Origin of the sequence: Brachybacterium vulturis (genome assembly GCF_002407185.1) — a bacterium.
GTDB classification, from domain to species: Bacteria; Actinomycetota; Actinomycetes; order Actinomycetales; family Dermabacteraceae; genus Brachybacterium; species Brachybacterium vulturis.
The window spans coordinates 3,242,295-3,269,069 of record NZ_CP023563.1 but is presented as its reverse complement, the minus strand read 5'-3'; the positions used below and the strand labels follow the sequence as shown (position 1 = coordinate 3,269,069).

Sequence of the window (26,775 nt, the reverse complement as noted above, 5' to 3'; positions counted from 1 at the left end):
GTATGGCACGCCTCACGTTCCTCGACTGGCCGGTCCTCCGGCAGCTCCGCGGGGCGGATCCGACCGGACGCGGCACCGCAGTCACGTCGGCGACCACCCGCGGCATGATCCCTCGCACAGCCACGGCCGACGGGGTGGCGGACAGCGTCTGCCCCTATTGCGCCGTCGGGTGCGGCCAGCGCGTCTTCCACAAGGATGGCAAGGTCATCCAGATCGAGGGCAACCCGGACTCCCCGGTGTCCCGGGGGCGTCTCTGCCCCAAGGGTGCGGCCAGCCAGCAGCTGGCCAACTCCTACCTCCGCCAGACGACGGTCCGCTACCGTCGACCGTTCGCGACCGAGTGGGAGGATCTCGAGCTCGAGACGGCGATGGACATGATCGCCGATCGTTTCATCGCCTCCCGTCGGAAGTACTGGGAGGACGAGGACGAGCACGGACGCCCGCTGAAGCGCACGATGGGGATCGCCAGTCTCGGCGGGGCGACCATCGACAATGAGGAGAACTATCTGATCAAGAAGTTCTTCACCGCCGCGGGCGCCATCCAGGTGGAGAATCAGGCCCGCATATGACACTCCGCCACGGTTCCCAGTCTGGGAACCTCGTTCGGTCGTGGAGGTGCCACGCAGTCGGTCCAGGACTTCGCCAATGCGGACCTCATCGTCATCGAGGGCTCGAACATGGCCGAGGCCCATCCGGTCGCCTTCCAATGGGTGATCGAGGCGAAGAAGCGCGGTGCGCGAGTGATCCATGTGGATCCGCGCTTCACCCGCACCTCGGCGAACGCTGATCGGCACATCCCGATCCGCGCCGGCACGGACATCGTGCTGCTCGGCGGCGTGATCCGGCACGTGCTCGAGAACGAGCTGTACTTCACGGAGTACGTCCGGGCCTTCACCAACGCCTCGACGATCGTCTCCGAGGAGTACGGCGATCCCGAGGATCTGGACGGTCTGTTCTCCGGCTACGATCCGGAGACCTCGACCTACGACGACAGCAGGTGGGCGTACGCCGGCGATGAGGAGAGCGTCGCCCGCGGCCTGCCCGAGCGTGACGAGACCATGCAGCACCCGCGCAGCGTGCTCCAGATCCTCAGGCGCCACTACGCCCGCTACACCCCGCAGATGGTGCAGGACACCTGTGGCATCGCCCCGGAGGATTTCGAGTACCTGGCGACCTCGATCGCCGAGGCCTCCGGGCGCGAGAAGACCACGATGTTCGCCTATGCGCTGGGCTGGACCCAGCATCAGGGCGGGGCGCAGATGATCCGCACCTCCGGCATCCTGCAGCTGCTCATGGGCAACATGGGGCGTCCCGGCGGGGGCATCATGGCGCTGCGCGGGCACGCCACGATCCAGGGCTCCACGGACATCCCGACCCTCTACCACATCCTCCCGGGCTACCTGCCGATGCCGAAGGTCGGGCAGGACGACTTCGCCGAGTTCACCCGCGGCATCGGCAAGAAGGAGCAGAAGGGCTACTGGGCGGATGCCGACATCTTCACCATCAACCTGCTCAAGGCGTGGTGGGGGGAGCATGCGACGGTCGAGAACGACTGGGGCTATCACCACCTGCCCAAGCTGACCGGCGCCCACGGCACCTACCAGACCACGATGCGGATGCTCGAGGACGGGATCGACGGCTACTTCCTCTTCGGCCAGAACCCGGCAGTCGGCTCCGCGAACGGGCGGCTCCACCGCCTGGGCATGTCGCACCTGCAGTGGATGGTGGTGCGGGACTTCTACATGATCGAGTCCGCCACCTGGTGGCGGGACGGTCCGGAGATCGAATCGGGGGAGCTCTCCCCGGAGCAGATCGCCACCGAGATGTTCTTCCTGCCGGCCGCGAACCACACCGAGAAGGCGGGCTCCTTCACCCAGACCCAGCGCATGGTGCAGTGGCGCGACCAGGCCGTCCAACCGCCCGGTGACGCGAAGAGCGATCTCGAGTTCATGTACGACCTCGGGGTGCGGATCCGCGAGAAGCTCAAGGACTCCACAGATCCTCGGGACCGCGCCATCCTCGACCTCACCTGGGACTACCCGGTGGGCGAGCACGGCGAGCCCGACGCGGAGGCGGTGCTGGCCGAGATCAACGGACGTCACCTCAGCGGCGAGAGGGCCGGGCAGCCGCTCGCCGCCTTCAGTGAGATGAAGGCCGACGGCTCCACCGACGGCGGCTGCTGGATCTACGCCGGCGTCTACGCCGACGGCATCAACCAGGCCCGCCGCCGCACCCCCGGTGCGGAGCAGGACCAGACCGCCGCCGAGTGGGGCTGGGCCTGGCCGGCGAACCGTCGGATCCTCTACAACCGTGCCTCGGCCGATCCTCAGGGCAGGCCGTGGAGCGAGCGGAAGAAGCTGGTGTGGTGGGACGAGGAGGCCGGGCGATGGACCGGTGATGACGTCCCCGACTTCCCGCTGACCAAGCGTCCGGATGATCCCGGCGACCCCAGCAAGGGCGGTGCCGCGGCGCTCTCCGGCACGGATGCCTTCATCATGCAGGCCGACGGGCGCGGTTGGCTGTTCGCCCCCACCGGGATGGTCGACGGCCCGCTGCCGACGCACTACGAGTCTCCCGAGTCGAACATCCGCAATCCGCTGTACGCCCAGCAGTCCAACCCCACCCGCGTCACCTTCCGCAACGAGGACAACCTCAGCTCTCCGGGGGCGATGGGTCCGGGCGGCGAGGTGTATCCCTACGTGTTCACCACCTACCGGATCACCGAGCACCACACGGCCGGCGGCATGAGCCGTTTCCTGCCCTACCTCGCGGAGCTGCAGCCGGAGATGTACTGCGAGGTCTCCCCGGAGCTGGCCGAGGAGGTCGGGCTGGAGCCCTATGGCTGGGCGACCATCATCTCGGCGCGCAGCGCGATCGAGGCGAAGGTGCTGATCACCGAACGGATGAAGCCACTGCAGGTGGGCGAGCAGACGGTCCACCAGATCGGGCTGCCCTTCCACTGGGGCCAGGGCACCGAGGCGATAGTCCGCGGGGACGGCGCCAACGACCTCATCGGGATGAACCTCGATGCCAACACCCAGATCCAGAACAGCAAGAACAACTCCTGCACCCTCGTCCCGGGGCGGCGCCCCAGGGGATCGGAGCGCGGTGACCTGGTCGAGGCCTACCGCCGCCGGGCCGGTCTGATCCTGTCGGAGCACCCGGCGGTCGACGGCGCCGAGGGAGCACCGGGCGCCGGGCCCGCGGACGACTCGGTGCCGCACCCGGTCCGGGGACCGGAGGAAGCCGGAGCGGTGCCCAGCGGAGAACCCTCGATGAAGGAGATGAAGCACCGATGAGTCTGCTCGCCGGACCGGAGGGCCCCGCCGCGGAGTCGGGCTGGGGTCATGACCACGAGCGCAAGGGCTTCTTCACCGATACCTCGATCTGCATCGGCTGCAAGGCCTGCGAGGTGGCGTGCAAGGAGTGGAACCGCAATCCCATCGACGGCGACCTGGAGATCCTCGGCTCCAGCTACGACAACACCGGTGAGCTCGGCGCCAACACCTGGCGCCACGTCGCCTTCGTGGAACAGGGCCAGGAACGGATCGAGGAGGCGAAGGAATCGGGCCGGAAGCTCGTCAGCCTCGGCATGCCCGGGATCGGTCCGAAGTCCTCGGGCGTGCGCGGCGCGACGCCTGCGGGAGACCTCTCGACCACGGATCGCACCCCGCCGGACACTCCCGAGTTCCGCTGGCTGATGTCCTCGGACGTGTGCAAGCACTGCACCAACGCCGGGTGCCTGGACGTCTGCCCGACCGGTGCGATCTTCCGCTCGGAGTTCGGCTCCGTGGTGGTCCAGGAGGACGTCTGCAACGGCTGCGGCACCTGCGTGAGCGCCTGCCCCTTCGGCGTCATCGAACGGCGCGACGACGGCACGATCTCCCCCTTCGCGCATCGCGAGGACAAGGTCGACCGCATGGGCACCGCGAGCAAGTGCACCCTGTGCCATGACCGTCTGGTCGATGGGGAGGACCCCGCCTGCTCCGCGACCTGCCCCACCCAGTCGATCAAGTTCGGCGATCATGCCGATCTGACCACGGAGGCGCAGCAGCGCGTCACCGATCTCCATGAGCGCGGCATGACCGAGGCCCGGCTCTACGGCGCGAACCCCAAGGATGGTGTGGGCGGCACAGGATCGGTGTTCCTGCTGCTGGACGAGCCCGAGGTCTACGGGCTCCCACCGGATCCGCAGGTGCCCACCGCGTCCCTGCCGGCCACCTATGCCCGGGTGGGCATCGCGGCCGCAGGCATGGTCGCCGTCGCCGCACTCTCGTTCCTGGGAGGGCGCCGATGAGCATCACCGAGTTCGACGCCGACCGCCCGCCCGAGCTGCCGCGGACGCGTCGCAGGGGCAGGGGACGACGTCGTCGCGGTCTCACCGAGGTGGGCATGGGAGACGGCTCCCGTGAGGGAGCGGTGGTCGAGGACGTCGAGGTCGAACGTGCGGACGAGTTCGACTCGTACTACGGCCGTCCGGTCGTCAAGGCTCCACCGTGGCGGGAACCGATCGCGGTCTATCTGTTCCTGGGCGGGGTCGCCGGCGGCTCCGGGCTGCTCGCTGTCGGTGCGCAGTGCACGGGACGCCCGCTGCTGCGCCGCAACTCCCGCCTCCTCGCCCTCGGCGCGGTGGGTGCGGGCACGGTCGCGCTGATCGAGGACCTCGGCCGCCCCGAGCGGTTCCTGAACATGATGCGCACCGTCAAGGTGACCTCCCCGATGAGCCTGGGGACCTGGATCCTCGGCGGGTTCGCGAGCCTCTCCGGGCTGCTGGCCGCTCTCGAGGTGGATCGTATGACGGGGGAGCGGCTCCCGCTCGGCGCGCTGCGCCCCGTGCTCGGCGCCCTGGAGGGCCCCTCCTCCCTGGGGCAGGGCGCGCTCGCACCGCTGCTGGCCTCCTACACCGGTGCATTGCTGGGCAACACCATCGTCCCCACCTGGGAGGCGGGGCGCGAGCACCTGTCCTACCTCTTCGTCTCCTCCGCGAGCCTGGCCGCGGGCGGGGCCGCCATGCTCACCACCCCGGTCGCCGAGACCCGGCCCGCACGACTGCTCGCCACCGCGGGCGTCGTGGGTGATGTGGTCTCCATGCGCCGCATGAAGGGGTCGATGCACCCGCTCGAGGCCGAGCCGCTCGAGTCCGGCCGGGCAGGGACGCTGCTGACCTGGGCCGAGCGCCTCGCGATCGCGGGCGGCATCGGGTCCGTGCTCGGCGGCCGGAACCGGTATCTCGCCGCGGCCAGCGGCGTCGCGCTGCTGGCGTCCTCCGCCCTCACCCGCTTCGGGGTGCTGTACGCAGGGCTGGAGTCCGTCAAGGATCCGCGCCGGGTGGTCGAGCCGCAGAAGCAGCGCTTGGCCGCTCGCCGCGCGGCCGGCATCACCGACGACTCCATCACCACCGCCGGCTGAGAAGCTGCGATGAGGGACGAGGTCCGCTGGGCACGACTGTCAGCGACAGATCGTCAGTCCCCGGATCGGACGGGAGTAGATGATTCGTCGGATCCGCCGGTGGAGGACCCGCGCCGATCGTGCAGCATCTGGAGCACCTGGGGTCGGAGAACGAGTGCTGCGATCCCCAGTCCGCAGGAGAGCACCAGACCGAACAGCATCGCGGGCCCGCCGACATTTGCGATCGCGCCGGCATGTACGCAGATCCCCGCCACGATCAGCAGCATGGAGAACCAGGCGGCCGTGGCTGCGTTGACCCAGCGACGGTCCGACGCATCGTGCCCTGTCGTCGACGCCACCATCCACGCCGATAGTAGCGCCAGCTCGAAAGCGACTATCGCGGCGATGGACGCCGTCGAATAGGGCACCTCCAAGTGAGCAACCTCGGGATACCTGTGGGCATAACTCGAGGCCATCCCCGGTATCACCACGAATTGGATCACGAGAGCAAGCGCCAAGAGAAGTCCAATAAATATGCGTCCCGCGAAAACTTCGTTCCTATTCACTTTGGTCGATACCTCGTCCGAGTAGTTCCTCATCCGTGCGTTCCGCTCAAGGTGCAAGCTGAACTCAGGTGAACCTTGGATCGATTCGAGTAGTTCGAATGTTGAAGTTAGTATCCGGCCAGTTGACGCTCAGATTGTCGATGAACTGCACTGTTGCCTCGCTGCCAGCGTGCCATCACGGTAGTATGAAACGTACTCATTACTGATTGCATAGCTCGATCCCCAGGTGGCTTGAGGGCTCACCGAACCTTCTGTGGGCGTAGTGGGGTAGTAGCGTTCCACGGACCCGTCTCCCGGAGTTACTTTGTACGTCTCCGTCGTAACCCGAAGCCCTTCCTCAGGCCCAAACTCTCGTCCGTCGACGACCACCGTTGCGGGCGATTCGGAATTTGCCTCACCCGCTGCGGATGCACTGTTTGCCCCGACGCCTGCAAATATCAAGGCTGCCACGACTGTCGCCCTAATAAATATAGCACGTATGAGTTCTCCGTTGAACTGTGCCGCTGAGGGTCTCTTAATTGCGCCTTCTCTGCCACGACAACACTAAGGGGGGTGGAGTTCAACTCTAAACCCTCAGCTGTTACCGGAACGTGACGTTGGTCAATGAGCCAGCGCTATGGCGCTCGTCGATCTCCCGGGGCATCGAGCTTGGGGGCGCAGAGGATGTATGGAAGTGGTCGGAGATGCCTTCTGCCGCGCTTGACCAGCTCGGGCAAGGCGTCCGGGACTTGCTTGCTCAGTGAGCTGTTGAGCTTCTGCATCATCACCATTGCCTTCGGCCGGTCAGCACACGCCAATGCCCGCCCCCTCCAGGGTCTCGCCGATGATCGGATAGCCGGGCACCTCGCCCACCACCAGCAGTCCGCCAGAGGTCTGCGCGTCGGCCAGCAGCAGCAGGTCCTCCTCGGTGATGCCCGGCCCCGTCTGCACGTGCTCGCGCACCCAGTCCAGGTTGCGGCGGGTCCCGCCGGAGACGTACCCGTCGGCCAGCGCCTCCGCCGCCCCCTCGATCAGCGGCACCGCCGACCGGTTCAGCACCGCCCCGATCCCCGAGGCGCGCACCATCTTGTGCAGGTGGCCCAGCAGCCCGAAGCCGGTCACGTCCGTCGCCGCCCGGGCCCCGGCGGCCAGCGCCGCCTGCGCGGCGTCCCGGTTCAGGGCGGTCATGGTCTCGATCGCCGCCGCCGAGACCTCCCCGGTGGCTCGCATGCGGTTGTTCAGCAGGCCCACGCCGAGGGGCTTGGTGAGGGTGATCGGCAGGCCCGGTCGGGCGGCGTCGTTGCGCAGCAGGCGGTCCGCGGGCGCGGTGCCCGTGACCGCCATGCCGTATTTCGGCTCCGGGTCATCGACCGAGTGCCCGCCGATCACCGGCACCCCGGCCTCCTGTGCGATCGCCAGCCCGCCCGCGAGGACCTCCTGCAGCAGCTCGTAGGGCAGGACCCCGCGGGGCCAGCCCACCAGGTTGATCGCGACCACCGGGTCGCCGCCCATGGCGTAGATGTCCGACAGGGCGTTGGCGGCGGCGATGCGGCCCCAGTCGAAGGCGTCGTCGACCACCGGGGCGAAGAAGTCCGCGGTCGAGAGCACCGCAGTGTCCCCATCGGCCCCGCCGATCCGCACCGCGGCGGCGTCGTCGCCGTCGTCCAACCCCACGATCACCTGCTCGTACTGCGGACCGGAGAGTGCCGAGACCACCTCCTCGAGCTCACCCGGAGGGATCTTCGAGGCGCAGCCGCCGCCGTGCGCCATCGTGGTCAGACGGATCGAGGGCTGGGCCACGGAACGGATCGGGTGCACGCTCATGATCCGAGCCTACGGTGTCCGGGTGGTCCGCGCGGGAGAGGAGTCGCCCCTGGTCCCACGGTGATAACTTGGGCGGCGGAGGCGTACGTGTCCTGGTGGGCGCCCCGGTCTTCAAAACCGGTGAGACCGAGCAGCTCGGTCTGGCGGGTTCGATTCCCGTCCGCCTCCGCCACGCGTCCGCCGCCCCGCTCCCGGGGCGGCGGACACCCGCCTTCGGCCCCAGGAGGTCCCGTGCCCGCGCCCCCGCAGCCCGGTGACAGAGGCACGGATCCGCGCCGTCACATCCCGCGCACCGACCATCTGCTCGCCCATCCCGCAGTGGCCGCCGCAAGCGCCGCGATGAGCGACCGCGTGGTGCGGGACATCGTGCACGCCGCGCAGGACCGCGCCCGGGCAGGCCGGATCCCGCCGGAGCAGGTGCAGGACGAGATCCTCGCCGCCCTCGGTGACCGCCCCGTCACCTCCCTGCGTCCGGTTCTCAATGCCACCGGGGTCATCATCCACACGAACCTCGGCCGTGCCCCGCTGTCCCCGGCCGCCCGGGAGGCGCTGCAGGATGCTGCCGGCTACACCGACGTCGAGTTCGACCTGGCCACCGGTGCCCGGTCGCGGCGGGGCGCCGGTGCACGGGCCGCACTGCTGGCGGCCTGCCCGGAGGCCGAGGACGCCCTGGTCGTCAACAACGGTGCGGCCGCCCTGCTGCTGGCCACCACCGCGCTCGCCGGCACCGGCGAGGTGGTGCTCAGCCGCGGGGAGCTGATCGAGATCGGCGCCGGATTCCGCCTGCCGGACCTGATCACCTCCACCGGCGCACAGCTGCATGAGGTCGGCACCACCAACCGCACCCACCTGGCCGACTACACCGACGCCCTCGGTCCCGGGACCGGTTGCGTGCTGCGCATCCACACCAGCAACTACCGCATCATCGGCTTCACCAGCGAGGTCCCCCTCGCCGAGCTCGCCGGGCCCTGCCGGGACGCGGCCGTCCCGCTGATCGCGGACCTCGGCAGCGGGCTGCTCGCGCCCGAGCCCCTGCTGCCGGACGAGCCCGACGTCGCCACCGCTCTGCGCGACGGCGCGGACGTGGTCATCATCAGCGGCGACAAGCTCCTGGGCGGACCGCAGGCGGGGATCCTGCTGGGCAGCGCCGAGGTCATCGCACGCCTGGCCCGCCACCCGCTGGCGCGGGCGGTGCGCGCGGACAAGCTCGCCCTCGCCGCGCTCGAGGGGACCCTGGTCGGTGCGGTGCCCCCGGTGCTCGACGCGCTGCGCACGGACCCGGCCGCCCTGCAGGAGCGCACCGTCCGTCTCGCCGCGGAGCTCGCCGCCACCGTGGTCCCGCATGAGGGGCGCGTCGGCGGCGGGGGAGGGGCCGAGGTGCCGCTGCCCGGATGGGCGATCTCCCTCGAGCCCGGGCTCGCCGGACCGCTGCGCACCGGGGACCCGGCCGTCGTCACGACCGTCCAGGGCGGGCGGTGCCTGCTCGACCTGCGCTGCCTGCCCGCCGAGGAGGACGAGCGCGTGGCCCGCGCCGTCGCCGCCGCCCGCTCCCGGACCGTCGGCGAGGTCGACCGGCGATGAGGCAGGTGATCGCCACGGCCGGTCATGTCGACCACGGCAAGTCCACCCTGATCCGTGCCCTGACCGGCAGTGATCCGGACCGCTGGGCCGAGGAGAAGCGGCGCGGGCTGACCATCGACCTCGGCTTCGCCTGGACCAGCCTGCCCTCGGGCGATGAGGTGTCATTCGTCGACGTCCCCGGGCACGAGCGCTTCCTCGGCAACATGCTCGCCGGGCTCGGCCCCGCACCGATCGTGTGCTTCGTCGTGGCGGCCGACGAGGGCTGGCAGGCGCAGTCCGCCGACCATCGCGAGGCGATCGCAGCGCTGGGCATCGACCAGGGCCTGCTCGTCGTCACCCGCTCGGATCTCGCCCCCGACCGGGTCGGGGACGTGCTGGCGCAGGCCCGCGCCGAGCTCGCCGGGACCGGCCTGGCCGCAGCTCCCGCCGTGGCCGTCTCCGCGCTCACCGGGCAGGGGATGGAGGAGCTGCGCACGGTGCTGGACACCGTGGTCACCGCCGCCCGGGCACCCGTCCCGGACGACCGGGTGCGCCTGTGGGTGGACCGCTGCTTCACCATCTCCGGGGCGGGGACCATCGTCACCGGCACCCTCAGCGGCGGCACCCTCCGGGTGGGGGAGACGCTCGAGTGGACGGGCGACGGTCCGCGGCGACGGGTCCAGGTGCGCGGCCTGCAGTCTCGTGGGGAGACGGTGGAGCAGCTCGGTCCCGTCAGCCGTGCCGCCGTGAATCTCCGCGGCCTGGACGCGGACGCGGTGGTGCGCGGCGACGCGCTGCTCACCGTCGGTGCCTGGGTGGTGTCGGACCTCCTGGACGTGCGGGCGACCTCGCGGGGAGCGTTCACCGAGGCGCCCTCGCAGCTCGTCGTCCATGCCGGGACCGCGGCGGTGCCCGCCCGGATCCGGCCGCTCGGACCCGATCACGCCCGACTCGCCCTCGAGCGCCCGCTGCCCGTGCGTGTCGGCGACCGGATGGTGCTGCGCGGCAGCGGTGACCGGGTCGTCCACACCGGTGCCCTCGTGCTCGACGTCGACCCTCCCGCGCTCACCCGACGCGGCGACGCCGCCCGACGGGCCGTCGTGCTCGCTGCGAGCGGCGAGACCGGCGACCTCGCCGCCGAGGTGGCGCGGCGCGGTGCGGTGCCCGCCGTCCAGCTGGCCCGACAGGGGATCTCCGTGCCCGAGGTGCTGCCTGCCGGTGTGCTCCGGTGCGGGACGCTGCTGGTCGCCGAGGCCGCGCACGCCGCCTGGTCCGCGCAGCTGCGGACGGCCGTCACCGCCGAGCACGCACAGCAGCCCCTCTCTGCGGGACTGCCCCGCAAAGCGGCCCTCGACGTGCTCGGCGCCCAGCCGGAGCTGCTGCCCGAGCTGATCGATCGTGCCGGCCTCGTCGAGCAGGACGGACGGATCCTGGACCCCCGGCGCCCCCCGGGCCTCGGCACGGTCGAGACCGCGATCGCGTCCCTCGAGCACCGGCTGCGCGGCGATCCCTTCGCGGCTCCCGAGGCGGACGACCTGACCGCGCTGGGCCTCGGCCCGGAACAGCTCGCCGCCGCAGCTCGGCTGGACCGCCTGCTGCGCCTGCGGGGCGAGGTGATCCTGCTGCCCGCCGCCCCCGCGCTCGCCATGCGGGAGCTGGCCCGGCTCGAGCAGCCCTTCACCGCCTCACAGGCACGGCAGGCGCTCGGCACCAGTCGCCGGGTCGTGATCCCGCTGCTCGAGCACCTCGACGCCCGCGGCTGGACCCGTCGGATCGATGCCAGCCACCGTCAGGTGGTGCGGTGAGGGGGTGCGCTCACCGGTTCCCGGCGAGCCACTGCCGGTGGGCCGAGAGCAGGGCGTGCTGCACTGCGGAGTGATCCGGGCCGCCGCTGACGGCCGAGGGGACGGTGGCCGGCTCCCACAGCGCACGCACCGGGACCTGGGAGCCGTCGCGCAGGAGCGCGGTCGCCACCAGACGCCGGTCGCCCGGAGCCGGCGGCAGCAGCCGCTCCAGCACCTGCCAGCGCACCGATCGCTGCGCCCCGACGAACCCGGCCCACACGAAGCCGTCCGCATCGATGCGCAGGCGGGAGCGTCGGGCGCCCCACAGCACGAACGCCCCGCCGCCGAGCGCGAGCGCGGCCGGGATCAGCAGTGCCAGGAATCCGGCGGTCCCCATCACGAGGGACAGGACCACGGCCGCGATCGCCGCGAAGATCCCCACGAGCATCACCATCGGCCCCACGACCACGTTGATGCGCGAGGCGGACGAGCGGAACGTGGACTCCATGAGATCCACTCTAGAGGAGGCATGGGGAGTGCTCCCCATCGCCAGCACGCGCAGGCCACCTTAGGCTCGACGCCACATCGGGGACAGTGGACGGGCAGAACAGGGATGGTGACGGGATGACCGGGTTCTTCGGAGCGGACACCGAGCAGCTGCGGGGGCAGGCGGCAGCCTGCCGGCGGAGATCCGGAACGCTGCACGACCTCGTCGGCGCCGTCTCCGCGCTCATCGAGTCCGTCCAGTGGACGGGACCCGATGCCGAGGCCTTCCGGGAACGCTGGGCTTCCGAGGTGAGGGCACGACTCACGGAGCGGGCCGAGGCGCTCCAGAGCCGCTCCGACGAGCTGAGCGAGCATGCCGCGCAGCAGGACATCACCTCCGAGGGCGACGGCGGTGGGACGGCCTACCCGCCCTTCGGCACCCCGATGCCCTTCCCGTTCCCGTGGTCGCGTCCCGGTGGCTCCGGACCGGGAGGATCGCCGCTCTTCTACGGGGACGAGGGCTACGGCACGGGCAGCGCGGCCGGGGACGAGCGGCCCGTCGGCGAGCACGCTGCCGGCGGCTCGCACGGGGACGGCCGGGAGATCGACGAGGATCTCGGGTATCTCGACGTCTACGCAAACACCCGGGCGAGCTCCGGGACGAACACCACGGTCGACGAGTTCGGGAACACCACCCATACCGCCGGTGCCCGGGCAGGTGCCGAGGTCGGGATCGATGAACAGCTGAACCTGCCCTTCGGCTCCTCGATCGCGGCCGACGGAAGGGTCGGAGCGGAGGCCTACGGGGAAGCCGGCGTGACCTACGGTGACGGCTTCAGCGCCGGTGCCGGCGCCGGGGCCGGGGTGTACGGCGACATGAGCGCCACCGCCACCGGTCCGCTCGGGTCCAGCAACACGATCGGCGTGGACGGGTATGCCGGTGCCGAAGCGCACGCGAATGTGTTCTCCCATGCGACCCGCAGCGACGAGGGCAACCTCAGCGGATGGAGCATCGGCATGGATGCGGGGGCATTCGCCGGGGCGAAGGCGGATGCCGAGTTCGCCTCCGTCTCGCCCGGCGGCTGGATGACGACGTCCGGATCCTTCGGAGCGGAGGCCGGGGCATCGATCGGCGGCGGCGCGGGAGCGGTCGTCTCGACCGACGCGGTCGGACTCAGCCTCGGGGGCGACATCGCAGCCGGACTGGGCCTCCAGGGAGACATCGCGATCTCGATCAGCCCGAACAACATCGTCGACACCTTCACTCCGGGCGACTGCAACGTGGACGATGCGATCTCCGACGCCGCGGGTGCCTTCGACAGCGCCGCGAGCACGGTGGGCGATGCGTACGACACCTTGACTCCCTGGTGATCTGACAGAGCAGGAGCGGGGCGGGCACGACGCCGCGGGCGCCGCACATCATGGACCGGGCCGCGCCGCGGTCGTCCAGAGGCGCGGCGGCGCGGCGCGAGCTCAGCCCTGGCTGCGGGGCTGCTTGACCGGCGGCTCGCCGAGCTCGACGTCGCGGGTGAGGATCTCCTCGCCCTCGCCGACGACCAGCTCGAGCTGCTCGACCCGGCCCAGCGCCGTGAGATCCGCGGCGGCGGCCTCGAGATGGGCGAGCGCCTGCTGCGGGGCCTCGATCGTCACTGCCAGGAGCGGGGTCTTCTGGGAGACCTTGGCGTCGGACTTGAGGCGCCGCAACGTGATCGCGGCCTGGGCCACCGTGTCCACGAGCGCCGGGTCCTGACCGGCGGCGGCCTCACGCAGCGGCGCCGCCACCGGCCAGGCCTGCGTGTGCACGCTGCCACCGCGCCACCACGACCAGACCTCCTCAGTCGCGAACACCACCACGGGGGCGAACAGGCGCAGCAGCACCTCGAGCGCGATCGCGAGCGCGGCGCGGGCCGAGGCGGCCCCGGCCTCGCCGGCGGGGGAGTTGCCGTGCGCGCGCTCCTTGACCAGCTCGATGAAGTCATCGCAGAACGCCCAGAAGAACGGCTCGACCGCTTCCAGACTGCGGGCGTAGTCCATGTCCTCGAAGGCGGCGGTGGCCTGCTCGACCACCTCGGCGAGCTGGGCCAACAGCGCGCGGTCCAGCGGATCGGTGACCACCGCCGGGTCCGCGGCGAGCCGTCCCGCGGGATCGGCCGGCGCCGCCCCGAAGCCGAGCGCGAACTTCGAGGCGTTGAGGATCTTGATCGCCAGACGGCGGCCGATCTTCATCTGCCCCTCGTCGAAGGCGGTGTCCACGCCCTGACGGGCACGGCCCGCCCAGTAGCGCACCCCGTCGGAGCCGTGCTGCTGCAGCAGCCCGATGGGGGTGACCACGTTGCCCTTGGACTTGGACATCTTCTTGCGGTCCGGGTCCAGGATCCAGCCGTTGATCGAGGCGTGCTTCCACGGCAGCGAGTCCTGCTGCAGGTGGGAGCGCACGATGGTGGAGAACAGCCAGGTGCGGATGATGTCGTGGCCCTGCGGGCGCAGATCCATCGGGTACACCTTCTCGAAGAGCCCGTCGGACTCCGCACCCGCGTTCCAGCCGCCCGCCAGCTGCGGGGTCAGCGAGGACGTGGCCCAGGTGTCGAGGATGTCGGGATCGGCGACGAAGCCTCCCGGCTGGTGGCGCTGGGACTCGGTGAAGCCCTCCGGCACATCGATGGTGGGGTCGATCGGCAGCGCCTCGAGCGGCGGGGTGAGCACGGTGTCGTAGTCGGTCTCGCCGTCGGCGTCGACCGCGTACCAGAGCGGGAAGGGCACGCCGTAGAAGCGCTGGCGGGAGATCAGCCAGTCACCGGTCAGGCCCTCCACCCAGTTGCGGTAGCGTGACTCCATGTAAGCGGGGTGCCAGGTCAGCTCCTGGCCACGGGCGATCAGCTCATCGCGCAGCCCGCCCTCGGACTGGTCTCGGCCGCCGTTGGTGAGGTACCACTGGCGTGAGGTCACGAACTCCAGCGGCTTGTCGCCGTTCTCGTAGAACTTCACCGGATGCGTGATCCTCTCCGGCTCGCCCACCAGGTCCCCGGACTCGGTGACCATCTCCACCACGCGCTTCTGCGCGCTGAACACGGTCAGCCCCGCGAGCTCGGCGTAGGCGGCCCGGCCGTCCTCGGTGGTGATCCAGGGCGCCTCGGGAAGGAAGCGGCCGTCGCGTCCCACCACCGAGCGGGTGGGCAGCGAGAGCTCGCGCCACCAGGTGACGTCGTTGGAGTCGCCGAAGGTGCAGATCATCGCGATGCCGGCGCCCTTGTCGGGCTGGGCGAGCGGGTGTGCCATCACCGGCACCTCGACCCCGAACAGCGGCGAGGTGACGGTGGAGCCGAACAGGCCCTGGTAGCGCACGTCGTCCGGGTGGGCCACCAGCGCCACGCACGCCGGCAGCAGTTCGGGACGGGTGGTCTCGATGTAGACCGTGGTGTCCGCGTTCGCGGTCGCCTCGGTGCGGGTGAAGCCGATCCGGTGGTAGGCGCCCTCGCGCTCGCGATCCTCCTGCTCGGCCTGCGCCACCGCGGTGCGGTAGGTGACGTCCCACATGGTGGGGGCCTCGGACTGGTAGGCCTGGCCCTGCCGCAGGTTCTCGAGGAACGCGCGCTGGGAGGTCGCGCGGGAGGCGGCGTTGATCGTCTGGTAGCTGTGGGCCCAGTCCACCGAGAGGCCGAGGGCGCGGAAGACGTCCTCGAAGGACTTCTCATCCAGCGCGGTGAGCTGCTCGCACAGCTCGATGAAGTTGCGGCGGGAGATCGGCAGCTGGTTCGCGGCCTTGGACGACTTGTTCGAGCCGCCCTCCTGCGGGGGAGTGAAGCCCTCCTGGTAGGGCAGCGAGGGATCGCAGCGCACGCCGTAGTAGTTCTGGGCGCGGCGCTCGGTGGGCAGGCCGTTGTCGTCCCAGCCCAGCGGGTAGAACACGTTCTTGCCGCGCATGCGCTGGTAGCGCACGATCATGTCCGCCTGGGAGTAGCCGAACACGTGCCCCACGTGCAGCGAGCCCGAGGCGGTGGGCGGCGGGGTGTCGACGCTGAAGACCTGGTCCCGGGTGGTCTCCGGATCGAAGGCGTAGAGGTCCTGCTCGCTCCATACGCTGTCCCACTTCTCCTCGAGGCCCTCGAGGGAGGGGCGATCGGGGATGGCGGACTCGGGGCGCGGCGCGGTATCGGTCATGAGGGACATTGTTCCAGGTCTGCGCCCCGGTGCAACGCAGGCGGCGACAGTGTGAGCGCGCTCGCGTACGGGAGCGGTGGTGGGCCCTGATCAGGGCTCGATCAGAGCGGCGCGAGGGTCCTACGGTGGGGGCATGTCCCTCCAGCGCCTCGCCGTGGTCTCCGATGTGCACGGCAACCTCACCGCGTACCAGGCGGTGCTCGCCGACATCGCCGCCCGGGGCATCACCCGGATCCTGAACCTCGGCGATGTGGTGGGCAAGGGGCCGCGGGGCAGCGCCTGCACCGCCCTGACCCGCGAGCACTGCGAGGCGACCGTGCGCGGCAACTGGGAGGTGGTCGTCGCCGGGCAGGGCGAGCTGCGCAGCGAGGGGCAGGCCTGGTGGCGCAGGGAGCTGACCGAGGAGGACCGGCGGTGGCTGTTCGCCCTGCCCGGCAGCCTGGATCTCCAGCTCTCCGGCCGCCGGGTGCGGGTCCTGCACGCGTCTCCGGCCGACGAGTTCACGCGGGTCCTGCGAGGGCACAGCGCCCAGGAGTTCGCGATGATGTTCACCCCGACGCCGTTCACCGGCGGCGAGGAGCGGGCGGACGTCGTCGTCTACGGCGACATCCACGATCCGTTCCTGCGCTCGGGCCGGGAGGGGACGCTGGTGAACGTCGGCAGCGTCGGCAACCAGCTCGATGACCCCACGCCCTCCTACGTGATCCTCGACGGAGATCCCGAGGGCGGGGCGGAGGCCCCGTTCGGGATCCAGTTCGTGCGGGTGCCCTACGACGTCGAGGCCGAGATCGCGGCGACCCGCGCACTGGGCATGCCCGAGGCCGGGGCGTGGGAGATCGAGCTGCGCACGGGGATCTACCGCGGGGCCCACGCGGCGCGGGGCCTCACCCCGGGAGCGGGCTGAGCCTCACGGCACCCGCGCGGTCCACTCCTGCGTGGCGAACTTGGTCTCCACCAGCTCCCGGGCCCTGGCGAGCTCGTCCTCGGTGTAGGTCGAGCCCACCGTGTCATAGCGGGCGCGGAAGAACTCCAGGAAGCCGTCGATGATCTGCTCGCGCGCCAGACCCGTCTGCGAGCGCATCGGGTCCACGCGCTTGTTCGCGCTGCGGGTGCCCTTGTCGGAGAGCTTCTCCTTGCCGATCCGCAGCACCTCGCCCATCTTGTCGGCGTCGATGTCGTAGCTCATCGTCACGTGGTGCAGCAGCACCCCGCCGGCGAAGCGGCGCTGCGCGGCGCCGCCGATCTTGCCCTGCTCGGAGGCGATGTCGTTCAGCGGCACGTAATGGGCCCTGACCCCGATCTCGGCCAGTGCCCCCATCACCCAGTCGTCGAGGTACGCGTAGGACTGCTCGAAGCTGAGCCCCTCCACCAGGGAGGTGGGGACCACCAGCGAGTAGGTGATGCAGTTGCCCTGCTCCATGAACATGGCGCCGCCGCCGGTGATGCGTCGCACCACGCCGATGCCGTGCTCCGCCGCGCCCTCGGCGTCGATCTCGTTGCGCAGCGACTGGTAGGAGCCGATCACCACCAGCGGGGAGTCCCAGTCCCAGATCCGGAAGTGCGGGTTGCGGCGCCCGGCGACGACCTCCAGCGGCAGCACCTCGTCGAGGGCCACGTGCATCACCGGCGGCAGCACCACCGGAGCGATGACATCGAAGGTGAGGTCGCTCCAGCTGGTGGCGTGGCCCAGAGCGCGGCGCGTCGCGATCGCCACCGCCTCCTCGTCGAAGCCGATCAGCTGCACCGGGTCCGGGCGCGCGGCCAGCCGTGCCGTGATCGCGGCGGCCAGCTCGGCGGAGGTCGCCGTGGTGGGCATGCCGACGAGTGCTGCGTTCAGATCCTCGAGGGCGTCGTCGGGCTCGAGGAAGAAGTCCCCGAAGACATGGGCGGTCCCGATCCGCCCGTCCGCGATCGTCACGTCGACCGCCACCAGCTTGCCGTCGCGGACCTTGTACTCGCCGTGCCTGACCGGGCTGTCGCTGCGCTCATCCATGCCGCCATTGTCGCGCAGCGGCACGCCCGGTGGCGCGGTCGGCCGTTCCTCCACCCTCTCTGCCATACTGAACATATGAGCAATCATGCAGACATCGGGGGTGGCGCGCTGGACGCGATCCGCGCCAGGATCCCCGGGCAGTCGGCGGTGGCGGACGTCGCGGACGTCTTCTCCCTCCTCGGGGACCCCGCGCGGCTGCGGCTCCTGCTCGCGCTGCTCGAGGGGGAGCTGTGCGTGAGCGACCTGGCCGAGGTCACCGAGCACTCCGAGTCCGCGGTGTCTCATGCCCTGAAGCTGCTGCGCGCCCACCGGATCGTCGCGGTGCGGCGAGAGGGCCGCAGGGCGTTCTACCGCCTCGACGACCCGCACGTGAGGATGCTGCTGGACCTCGCCATCTCCCACACCGCGCACAGCCGGATGGAGCATCCCGAGCGCGAGGGCGCGAGGGAGGTCGCCTCATGACGCACGGCCACGGCCCGCCCACCGGCCACGCCGGGAGCGCCCATCGCTGGCGCCTGGCCATCGCCCTGGTGCTGATCGCCGGGTTCTTCATCGTCGAGCTGGTCGCGGGACTGCTCTCCGGATCCCTCGCGCTCCTCTCCGACGCCGGGCACATGGCCGCCGATGTCGTCACCCTCGCCGCCGCGCTCGCCGCGACGCTGATCGCGGTGCGCCCGGACCGCAGCGGCCGGCGCACCTTCGGCCACTACCGCATCGAGGTGTTCGCCTCCCTGCTCGCGGTGCTGATCATGCTGGGCGTCGCCGCCGGGGTGGTGATCGCCGCGATCGGACGCCTCGGTCGCCAGATCGAGGTCGATTCCGGCCCGATGCTCGTCGTCGGCGCCCTGGGGCTCGTCGTGAACCTCGTGGTGCTGGTGATGCTGCACGGCGGCGCGGGGGAGAGCCTGAACGTCAAGGGTGCCTATCTCGAGGTCATGGCCGACACGGTCGGCTCGCTGGGAGTGATCCTCGCCGCAGTGCTCCTGCGCGTCACCGGTGCCACCTGGATCGACACCGCGGTCGCACTCGCCGTCGGCCTCTTCATCGCGGTGCGGGCGGTGATCCTGGCCCGCGAGGTGCTCGGGGTGCTGGGGCAGGCCGCGCCGGCCGGCATCGACCCGGAGCGGGTGCGCGCCGACCTCGCCGCGATCGACGGGGTCGTCGAGGCCCACGACCTGCACCTGTGGACCCTCACCTCCGGGATGGAGGTCGCCACCGTGCATCTGGTGGTGGATCCCGACCGGGACCCGCATCCGGTGCTCGATGCGGCCCAGGAACTGCTCAGCGTCACCCACGGGATCGCGCACGCCACGGTCCAGACCGAGCCCACCGATCACCACGGCTGCCTGGAGATCGGCTGGTGAGGACCCCCGGACCCGTGGTGCCCGCCTCCCCGGCCCGCGTACTGTGACGCCATGACCTCCGCGAACGCCTCGACAGCCACCGAGCCACCGTCCCGCCTCACCGCCGTCGTCACCGGCGCCTCCTCGGGCATCGGCCGCGCCACCGCACAGCGACTGGTCGCCGACGGCTGGCAGGTCCTCGCCGTCGCCCGGCGCGAGGAGCGCCTGCGCGCGCTCGCCGAGGAGACCGGCTGCGCCGTGCTCGGCGTGGACATCACCGACGACGAGTCCGTCGCAGCGCTCACGGCGCGGGCACACGAGCTGTTCGGCGGCACCCTGAACGCCGTCGTCCACGTCGCCGGCGGAGCCCTCGGCGTCGAGCCGGTCGCCGAGGCGGACCTCGAGAAGTGGCAGGGGATGTACGAGACCAACGTGCTCGGCGCCCTGCGCGTGACACGGGCGCTGCTGCCTGCGCTGCGTCGCAGCGGTCGCGGTGACGTGCTCTTCGTGACCTCCGTGGCCGCGCAGGAGGCCTATCCCGGTGGTTCCGGCTACAACGCCGCCAAGGCCGGGGAGCACATGCTCGCCCGCACCCTCCGCCTCGAGCTCAACGGCGAGCAGGTCCGGGTCATCGAGATCGCCCCCGGTCTGGTCCGCACCGAGGAGTTCTCCCTGGTGCGGCTCGGCGATCAGGAGGCGGCCGACGCCGTCTACGACGGGGTCGAGGATCCGCTGACCGCCGAGGACTGCGCCGACGTCATCTCCTACGCCCTGAACGCGCCCCATCACGTCAACCTCGACCTGGTCACCGTGCGTCCTCTCGCCCAGGCCGCCGCCCACCGCATCGCCCGCCACCACGGGGTCTGATGGTCTTCGGCGGTGGCCCCGGCGGGGGCATGGGCGGGGGCGGCGTCCGGATGCGCGATCAGCCGAAGCTCGCGCCCGGGCAGCGTCCCGACGTGCATCGCATGCTGTCGCTGTTCCGGCCCTACCGCGCCACCCTCGTCGGGGTGCTGCTGCTGATCGTGCTGGCGGCCGCGATCGGGGTGGTCTCCCCGTTCCTGATCCGCGAGATCGTGGACGTCGCCCTGCCGCAGCAGCGGGCCGATGTGCTGGCCTGGTCGGTCGGCGGACTGATCGCGGTCACGGTGGTGTCCAACGCCCTCGGCGTCACCCAGGCGATGCTCTCCACCCGGGTGGGGCAGGCCGTGATGCACGATCTGCGGGTCTCGGTGTTCTCCCACCTCCAGCGCATGGGGCTGGGCTTCTTCACCCGCACCCGCACCGGCGAGATCCAGTCGAGGATCTTCTCGGACATCGGCTCGATGCAGGCTGTGGTCACCTCGGTGATGACACAGATCGTCTCCGCCGGGGCGGGGGTGCTGATGGCCCTGGTCGCGATGGTCGCCCTGGACTGGCGGCTGACGCTGTTCTCCCTGATCGCGCTGCCCTTCGCGGTGTGGATGAACCGGCGCGTCGGCCGCCGTCGGCGCGAGATCGTGCGCACGCGCCAGGAGAAGGCGGCCGATCTCTCCGCCGGCATCCAGGAGTCGCTGTCCGTCTCGGGGATCCTGCTCGGGGTGACGATGGGCCGCACCGAGGCGCTCACCCGCACCTTCTCCACCGACTCCCGCGAGCTCGCCGATCTCGAGGTGCGCTCCACCATGGCCGGCCGCTGGCAGATGGCCGTGTTCACCACCTTGATGGCACTGTTCCCGGCGCTGACCTACCTGCTCGGCGGCCACCTGCTGTTCGCCGACCCCCCGGGGCAGGGCGTCACCATCGGCACCCTGGTCGCGTTCATCGCCCTGCAGTCGAGCCTGTTCCCGCAGCTCAACGGTCTCCTGCGGGTGGCGAACCAGGTCAGCAGCTCCCTCGCCCTGTTCACCCGGATCTTCGAGTACCTCGACGCCCCGATCCTCATCCAGGATGCGCCGGAGGCGGTGGCCCTGGATCCGGCGACGGTGCGCGGCCGACTCCGCTTCGAGGGCGTCACGTTCACCTACCCCGGCGCCGAGGAGCCCGCCCTGGCCGGCCTGGACCTGGTGGTCCCGGCCGGGAAGCACACCGCGCTGGTCGGCGCGACCGGCTCGGGCAAGACCACCACCGGCTACCTGATGGCACGGCTCTATGAGCCGACGGCCGGGCGGATCACCCTGGACGGTCATGACCTGCGGGAGATCACGAGGGAATCCCTCGCCGCGAGCATCGGTGTGGTCACCCAGGAGACCTACCTGCTCCACGCCGGCGTCGCGGACAACCTGCGCTTCGCCCGGCCGGACGCGAGCGACGAGGAGCTCGAGGCGGCGTGCCGGATCGCGCAGATCCACGACCACGTGATGGGCCTGCCCGAGGGGTACGACACGGTGGTGGGGGAGCGCGGCTACCGCTTCTCCGGCGGGGAGAAGCAGCGCCTGGCCCTGGCGCGCACGATCCTGCGGGACCCGCCCGTGCTGCTGCTGGACGAGGCCACCTCCGCCCTCGACGTCGCCACCGAGCGGGCGATGTCCGGGGCGCTGGCCGCCGCCGCCCGCGGCCGCACCACCGTCTCCATCGCGCACCGGCTCTCGACCATCCGCCACGCCGATCAGATCCTCGTGATGGAGCAGGGGCGCATCGTCGAGCGCGGCACCTACGACGAGCTGGTGACCGCCGCCGGACCCTTCGCCGAGCTGGCCCGCCAGGACGCCTGGCGCGAGGACGGGGCGTCCGGATAGGCGGTTCCCCCTCGGGTGCCGCCGGACGCCTCGGGCCGGAGTACGACCAAAGGCGGAGGCAGGTCTCCACCCGGCGCAGGATGTGCGGACCACCTCGTGCGGGAGAGGATCAGGGCCTCGGAGCGCATCGCAGGGCGAGCAGAGGTGCGCTCACCGTCTCAGCACGCACCTGATCAGCAGGGCGGAGAGGACGTCAGCATGGCGACGACGCATCCCCAGAGGTCCGTGACCCGGCTGCGCCGGGCGAAGCCCGCCGTCGGCCGTCCGGTGCTCTTCTCGCTCCTGCTCGCCGCGGCCGCCCTGGGAATGCTGCTCCTGCTGGTGACCGGGCCCAGCATCGGGCTGCCGTTCGCGGTGGGCAGTGCCGCGGCGCTCATCGTCCTGGTGGCGCTGGCCTGGATCGTCGCCGGTCCCCGTCTGTGAGGAGAGCACCCACCGGTGCTCGGTGCGGGGACGCCTCAGACGTCGATCTCGATCTCGCCCTCACCGCGTGAGACGCAGGTGATCATCTGATCGGCGTGCTCATCGTCCATCAGGAACTCGTCCATGTGCTCGACCTCGCCGGAGACCAGCGGCACCACGCAGGTGCCGCACACGCCCCCCTCGCACGAGTAGTCCATCGGGATGTCGGCGTCGAGCAGCGCTTGGAGCAGGGAGCGGCCCTCGTCGACCTCGACCGTGATCCCCGACTTCAAGCACTTCGCGGTGAAGGGCTCTCCGAACAGCGACATCCTCGCTCCTTCTGCAGCGTCCGCCGCATGATGCGGGGCGGATCCGTGAAGAATCCAGTCTTCCACGACATCACCTCTGCGACGAGGTGAGTCTCGCCTCGTCACCGCCTGCCCGGGCCGAGGCGCGGGCCGCTCACCGGGGGGCGGGATCGTCCCCCTCGATGCTCCGACGCGGCACCTCGGACGCCGTCGAGGCGGAGGCGGGGGCGGAGATCGCCGCCCGGGCCGTCGGCGCGGCCTGCGGGGAGGGCGTGACCGCCAAGGCGGAGGGGCCGAAGCTGAGCACCAGCAGCGCTGTGGCGCCCAGGGCCGAGGCTCCGGCCGTCGCCCGGCTGCGTCGGGAAGCGGTGTCGTCGTCCATCTCATCTCCTCCTGCGGGGGAGCGGCGTCCTCATCGCCGCTGCGGCCATTCCACCTGCTGCTCCTGGGCAGGTACTGGGCATTCGATCCGGTGACCCTGGGATCGCGACCAGCCGCGCCGGGGCCGACGAGCTGTTCCCCGGGTCTCCTCCGCCCGCCGCGGACGTGACCCGCCGCGAGCCTCCACGTACACTCCCCACCATCGGCATCGACCCGGCCATCACCGGAGAGCCGCGGGAAGAACCGCCCACCGTCCGCTTCCGGGCGCGGGCCCAGTAGAACCCGCCGGGACCAGCCCGTCACCGCTGAGGAACAAGGGGAGGCCCCTGCGTCGCATCCGTCGGCGCGAGGCATCAACCGAGGTGGTACCGCGCCACCGACCCCCGGGTCGGGAAGCGTCCTCGGAGCGCATGCCGTCCTTTCGCCGCCCCCTGTCCTGCCTCGGAGGTCCGTCCTGATGGTCTACCCGGTCACCGGAGACTCGCTCGTCCCCTCACCGAACCTGCCCGCGCTCGAGAACGCCGTCCAGGAGTTCTGGCGCACCGACGACACCTTCCGCGCCTCGATCGCGCAGCGCGAGGGTGCCGAGGAGTTCGTCTTCTACGACGGACCGCCCTTCGCCAACGGCCTGCCGCACTACGGCCACCTGCTCACCGGCTTCGTCAAGGACGTCATCCCGCGCTTCCGCACCATGTGCGGGGACAAGGTGGACCGCCGCTTCGGCTGGGACACCCACGGCCTGCCCGCCGAGCTCGAGGCGATGCGGGAACTGGGCATGACCGAGAAGTCCGAGATCGAGGCGATGGGACTGCAGGAGTTCAACAACGCCGCCCGGGCCTCGGTGCTGAAGTACACGAAGGAGTGGGAGGACTACGTCACCCGCCAGGCCCGCTGGGTCGACTTCGAGAACGACTACAAGACCATCGACGTCACCTTCATGGAGTCGGTGCTGTGGGCGTTCAAGACCCTGTACGACAAGGATCGCGCGTACGAGGGCTACTACGTGCTGCCCTACTGCTGGAAGGACCAGACGCCGCTGAGCGCGCACGAGCTGCGCATGGACGACGACGTCTACCAGGAGCGCCAGGACCAGACCGTCACCGTCACCTTCCCCTTCACCGGCGAGAAGGCCGCCGAGCTGGGGCTCGCGGGCGTCAGCGCACTGGCCTGGACCACCACCCCCTGGACCCTGCCCACGAACTTCTCCCTCGCCGTCGGCCCCGAGCTCGAGTACGCGGTGGTCCCCGCCGGACCGCTCGGCGCCGCCGACGGCACCGCCGCGGGCGCGGGCCGCTTTCTGATGGCGACCGCACTGCTGGGCAGCTACGCCACCGAGCTCGGCTTCGAGAGCGCCGAGGACGCGCTCGCCGCCCGCGAGGAGCGCACCTTCGCCGGGCGCGAGCTCGAGCACGTGGCCTACCGGCCGCTGTGGACGGTCTACTCCGAGGACCGGGAGAAGTGGGGCACCGAGAACGCCTGGATCGTCACCGTCGCCGATTACGTCTCCACCGATGACGGCACCGGCGTGGTCCACCAGGCCACCGCCTACGGCGAGATCGACCAGCAGGTCAACGCCGCCTACGGCATCCCGGTGATCGTCTCGGTCGACGAGGGCGCGCAGTTCCTGGACTACTTCGCCGGCACCGATCTCGACGAGATCGCCGGGGTGCAGGTGTTCGAGGCGAACCGTCCGCTGATCCGCAACCTCCAGCGCTCCGGGCGCCTGCTGCGCGAGGCCAGCTACGTGCACTCCTATCCGCACTGCTGGCGCTGCCGGAACCCCCTGATCTACAAGGCGGTCTCCTCCTGGTACGTGAAGGTCGCCGACCAGCGCGAGCGGATGCTCGAGCTGAACGAGCAGATCGACTGGGTGCCCGGCAACGTCAAGGACGGACAGTTCGGCCGCTGGCTCGAGGGCGCCCGGGACTGGGCGATCTCCCGCAACCGCTACTGGGGCTCGCCGATCCCGGTGTGGAAGAGCGATGACCCGAACCATCCCCGGACCGAGGTGTACGGCTCCCTCGCCGAGCTCGAGGAGGCCTTCGGCACGCTGCCGCGCGATGAGCACGGCGAGGTCAACCTCCATCGCCCCTACATCGATGAGCTGACCCGCCCGAACCCGGAGGACCCCACCGGGACCTCCACCATGCGCCGCGTCGAGGAGGTCTTCGACGTCTGGTTCGACTCCGGCTCGATGCCGTACGCACAGGTGCACTACCCCTTCGAGAACACCGAGTGGTTCGAGTCCCACAACCCGGCGGACTTCATCGTCGAGTACATCGGGCAGACCCGCGGCTGGTTCTACGTCATGCACGTGCTCTCCACCGCCCTGTTCGACCGGCCGGCCTTCACCTCGGTGATCTGCCACGGCATCGTGCTCGGCGAGGACGGGCAGAAGATGTCCAAGTCGCTGCGCAACTACCCCGATGTGCGCGAGATGTTCGACAAGTACGGCTCCGACGCGATGCGCTGGTTCCTGATGAGCTCGCCGATCCTGCGCGGCGGCAACCTCGTGGTCGACGAGCCGAAGATCCGCGACGCGACGCGCCACGTGGTGCTGCCGCTGTGGAACGTCTGGTACTTCCTGGGGCTGTACGCCAACGCCGCCGGGGAGAAGGACGCCGACGGGACGCCGACCGGATACCGCGGACGGTCCCGCTACGAGTCCACCGACGTCATGGACCGCTACCTGCTGGCCCGCACCGGGGACCTGGTGCGCGAGGTGAAGGAGTCGATGACCGCGCTCGCGATCGCCGACGCCGCCGAACTGATCCAGGACTACCTGGACATGCTCACCAACTGGTACGTGCGCCGCTCCCGGGACCGCTTCTGGGAGGGTGATGCGCAGGCGATCGACGTGCTCTCGACCTGCCTGGAGACGCTGTGCCAGGTGGTGGCCCCGCTGCTGCCCATGGTCGCCGAGGAGATCTGGAAGCAGCTCACCGGCGGGCGCTCCGTGCACCTGACCGACTGGCCGGAGGCGGACCTCTTCCCGCACGATCCGGAGCTGGTGGCGCGGATGGACGATGTCCGCGCCATCGCGAGCGTCGGCAACTCGCTGCGCAAGAAGGAGCAGCTGCGCGCGCGGCTGCCGCTCGCGGAGCTCTCCGTCGTCCACCACGACCCGAGCTCCCTCGAGGCGTTCTCGGCGCTCCTCTCCGACGAGCTGAACGTCAAGGCAGTGCGCCTGCTGGATGTCACCAGCCAGGAGGCGCAGGGCATGGGCGTCGAGCAGCGCCTCAGCGTGAACGCGCGCGCCGCCGGCCCGCGCCTGGGCAAGCAGGTGCAGACGGTCATCAAGGGCTCGAAGACGGGCGACTGGTCCGTGGACGGCGCCGGAACGATCACCTCCGGCGGGATCGCCCTCGAGGAGGGCGAGTACTCGCTGGACCTGGTCGCCGGGGATTCCTCCGCCATGGAGGGCCATGTCGTGGGCGTCCTGCGCGGCGGTGACTTCGTGGCGCTGGACACCCGCGTCACCCCGGAGCTCGAGGACGAGGGCACCGCCCGCGATGTGGTGCGTGCGATCCAGGCGGCCCGCCGCGGAGCAGGCCTGGACGTCTCCGACCGGATCGCACTGACCGTGGACGGCGACGAGCAGGTCGTCGCCGCTGTCGCAGCGCACCGCGAGCTGGTCGCCGGCGAGGTGCTCGCCGTCGAGATCGCCGTCCCGGCCGCTCCGGCCGAGGGAGCGCACACGGCGAGCGAGAAGGTCTCCGGAGGCACGGTGCAGGTGTCCGTGGCCCGCGCTCGAGGCTGATCCCGACGATCGCACCCGGCGGATCCTCGTGCTCCGGACGAGGATCCGCCGGGCGGTGCATTGCAAGTAGGTATCGTCCGGCCACCGAAGGTTCCCGAGCGGCGGGAGCAGGCATATGCTGGGGGG

Annotated in this window: 20 protein-coding genes and 1 tRNA gene; 14 read left to right on the top strand and 7 right to left on the bottom strand. The window is 70.8% G+C overall.

Annotated elements, in window-relative coordinates:
* Positions 1–2: 2 nt before the first annotated feature.
* The 3 genes from fdnG to nrfD are packed head-to-tail and all read left to right on the top strand — an operon-like array spanning position 3 to position 5,409.
* Positions 3–3,299 carry a formate dehydrogenase-N subunit alpha gene (fdnG, locus tag CFK38_RS14660; RefSeq protein ID WP_172895808.1) on the top strand — a complete coding sequence of 1,099 codons (3,297 nt, stop codon included), beginning with the start codon at positions 3–5 and terminating at the stop codon, positions 3,297–3,299.
* Positions 3,296–4,297: a 4Fe-4S dicluster domain-containing protein gene (locus CFK38_RS14655; RefSeq protein WP_096803737.1), complete on the top strand. Its 1,002-nt coding sequence runs from the start codon at positions 3,296–3,298 to the stop codon at positions 4,295–4,297. The genes fdnG and CFK38_RS14655 overlap by 4 nt, the downstream gene beginning before the upstream one ends.
* Complete coding sequence (gene nrfD, locus CFK38_RS14650) at positions 4,294–5,409, top strand: NrfD/PsrC family molybdoenzyme membrane anchor subunit (protein ID WP_096803736.1); 1,116 nt, start codon at positions 4,294–4,296, stop codon at positions 5,407–5,409. The genes CFK38_RS14655 and nrfD overlap by 4 nt, the downstream gene beginning before the upstream one ends.
* A gap of 53 nt (positions 5,410–5,462) precedes the next feature.
* Here the strand turns inward: nrfD and CFK38_RS14645 are convergent, their stop codons facing one another.
* Together CFK38_RS14645 and selD are read right to left on the bottom strand one after the other, a co-directional pair.
* Positions 5,463–5,987, bottom strand: a complete 525-nt coding sequence (locus CFK38_RS14645) for a DUF2975 domain-containing protein (protein WP_096803735.1) — start codon at positions 5,985–5,987, stop codon at positions 5,463–5,465.
* A 750-nt stretch (positions 5,988–6,737) separates the two neighbouring features.
* Complete coding sequence (gene selD / locus CFK38_RS14640) at positions 6,738–7,757, bottom strand: selenide, water dikinase SelD (protein ID WP_096803734.1); 1,020 nt, start codon at positions 7,755–7,757, stop codon at positions 6,738–6,740.
* A 77-nt stretch (positions 7,758–7,834) separates the two neighbouring features.
* Between selD and CFK38_RS14635 the strand changes: the two genes are divergently transcribed.
* The 3 genes from CFK38_RS14635 to selB all read left to right on the top strand — a co-directional run bounded on the left by CFK38_RS14635 (position 7,835) and on the right by selB (position 11,122).
* Positions 7,835–7,929 (top strand) — tRNA-Sec (locus CFK38_RS14635).
* A gap of 59 nt (positions 7,930–7,988) precedes the next feature.
* Positions 7,989–9,338, top strand: a complete 1,350-nt coding sequence (gene selA, locus CFK38_RS14630) for an L-seryl-tRNA(Sec) selenium transferase (protein ID WP_096803733.1) — start codon at positions 7,989–7,991, stop codon at positions 9,336–9,338.
* Positions 9,335–11,122, top strand: coding sequence for a selenocysteine-specific translation elongation factor (selB, locus tag CFK38_RS14625; protein WP_096803732.1), 1,788 nt, complete (start codon positions 9,335–9,337; stop codon positions 11,120–11,122). The genes selA and selB overlap by 4 nt, the downstream gene beginning before the upstream one ends.
* Positions 11,123–11,132: 10 nt before the next feature.
* Here selB and CFK38_RS14620 read toward each other — a convergent pair whose 3' ends face one another.
* Positions 11,133–11,609 carry a hypothetical protein gene (locus tag CFK38_RS14620; RefSeq protein WP_096803731.1) on the bottom strand — a complete coding sequence of 159 codons (477 nt, stop codon included), beginning with the start codon at positions 11,607–11,609 and terminating at the stop codon, positions 11,133–11,135.
* 116 nt (positions 11,610–11,725) lie between these two features.
* Between CFK38_RS14620 and CFK38_RS14615 the strand changes: the two genes are divergently transcribed.
* Positions 11,726–12,958 (top strand): WXG100 family type VII secretion target, encoded by a 1,233-nt coding sequence (locus tag CFK38_RS14615; RefSeq protein ID WP_096803730.1) that lies wholly within the window; start codon positions 11,726–11,728, stop codon positions 12,956–12,958.
* A gap of 102 nt (positions 12,959–13,060) precedes the next feature.
* On the opposite strand, the gene valS is transcribed toward CFK38_RS14615, so the two are convergent.
* Positions 13,061–15,745 carry a valine--tRNA ligase gene (valS, locus tag CFK38_RS14610; protein ID WP_096804387.1) on the bottom strand — a complete coding sequence of 895 codons (2,685 nt, stop codon included), beginning with the start codon at positions 15,743–15,745 and terminating at the stop codon, positions 13,061–13,063.
* Between the two features lie 133 nt (positions 15,746–15,878).
* On the opposite strand from valS, the gene CFK38_RS14605 reads away from it, so the two are divergent.
* Positions 15,879–16,649, top strand: a complete 771-nt coding sequence (locus CFK38_RS14605) for a metallophosphoesterase family protein (RefSeq protein WP_096803729.1) — start codon at positions 15,879–15,881, stop codon at positions 16,647–16,649.
* Positions 16,650–16,652: 3 nt separating this feature from the next.
* On the opposite strand, the gene CFK38_RS14600 is transcribed toward CFK38_RS14605, so the two are convergent.
* Entirely contained in the window at positions 16,653–17,738 is a 1,086-nt protein-coding gene (locus tag CFK38_RS14600; RefSeq protein ID WP_096804386.1) for a lipoate-protein ligase LplAB, read from the bottom strand.
* Positions 17,739–17,813: 75 nt separating this feature from the next.
* Between CFK38_RS14600 and CFK38_RS14595 the strand changes: the two genes are divergently transcribed.
* The 5 genes from CFK38_RS14595 (at position 17,814) to CFK38_RS14575 (ending at position 22,221) form a co-directional block, all read left to right on the top strand.
* A complete protein-coding gene (locus CFK38_RS14595; protein ID WP_096803728.1) occupies positions 17,814–18,200 on the top strand; it encodes an ArsR/SmtB family transcription factor in 387 nt (128 codons plus the stop codon).
* Positions 18,197–19,102 carry a cation diffusion facilitator family transporter gene (locus CFK38_RS14590; protein ID WP_096803727.1) on the top strand — a complete coding sequence of 302 codons (906 nt, stop codon included), beginning with the start codon at positions 18,197–18,199 and terminating at the stop codon, positions 19,100–19,102. The genes CFK38_RS14595 and CFK38_RS14590 overlap by 4 nt, the downstream gene beginning before the upstream one ends.
* A 51-nt stretch (positions 19,103–19,153) precedes the next feature.
* Entirely contained in the window at positions 19,154–19,948 is a 795-nt protein-coding gene (locus tag CFK38_RS14585; RefSeq protein WP_096803726.1) for an SDR family oxidoreductase, read from the top strand.
* A gap of 50 nt (positions 19,949–19,998) precedes the next feature.
* Positions 19,999–21,798 (top strand): ABC transporter ATP-binding protein, encoded by a 1,800-nt coding sequence (locus CFK38_RS14580; RefSeq protein WP_245851095.1) that lies wholly within the window; start codon positions 19,999–20,001, stop codon positions 21,796–21,798.
* Positions 21,799–21,996: 198 nt separating this feature from the next.
* Positions 21,997–22,221, top strand: coding sequence for a hypothetical protein (locus CFK38_RS14575; protein WP_096803724.1), 225 nt, complete (start codon positions 21,997–21,999; stop codon positions 22,219–22,221).
* A 35-nt stretch (positions 22,222–22,256) separates the two neighbouring features.
* On the opposite strand, the gene CFK38_RS14570 is transcribed toward CFK38_RS14575, so the two are convergent.
* Both CFK38_RS14570 and CFK38_RS14565 read right to left on the bottom strand, forming a co-directional pair.
* Complete coding sequence (locus CFK38_RS14570; RefSeq protein ID WP_096803723.1) at positions 22,257–22,529, bottom strand: 2Fe-2S iron-sulfur cluster-binding protein; 273 nt, start codon at positions 22,527–22,529, stop codon at positions 22,257–22,259.
* Positions 22,530–22,662: 133 nt separating this feature from the next.
* Positions 22,663–22,890, bottom strand: coding sequence for a hypothetical protein (locus tag CFK38_RS14565; RefSeq protein ID WP_096803722.1), 228 nt, complete (start codon positions 22,888–22,890; stop codon positions 22,663–22,665).
* Positions 22,891–23,346: 456 nt separating this feature from the next.
* Here CFK38_RS14565 and ileS point away from each other — a divergent pair, with 456 nt between their 5' ends.
* On the top strand, positions 23,347–26,649 hold the full coding sequence (gene ileS / locus CFK38_RS14560) for an isoleucine--tRNA ligase (RefSeq protein ID WP_096803721.1): 3,303 nt from the start codon (positions 23,347–23,349) through the stop codon (positions 26,647–26,649).
* The last annotated feature ends 126 nt before the right edge of the window (positions 26,650–26,775 follow it).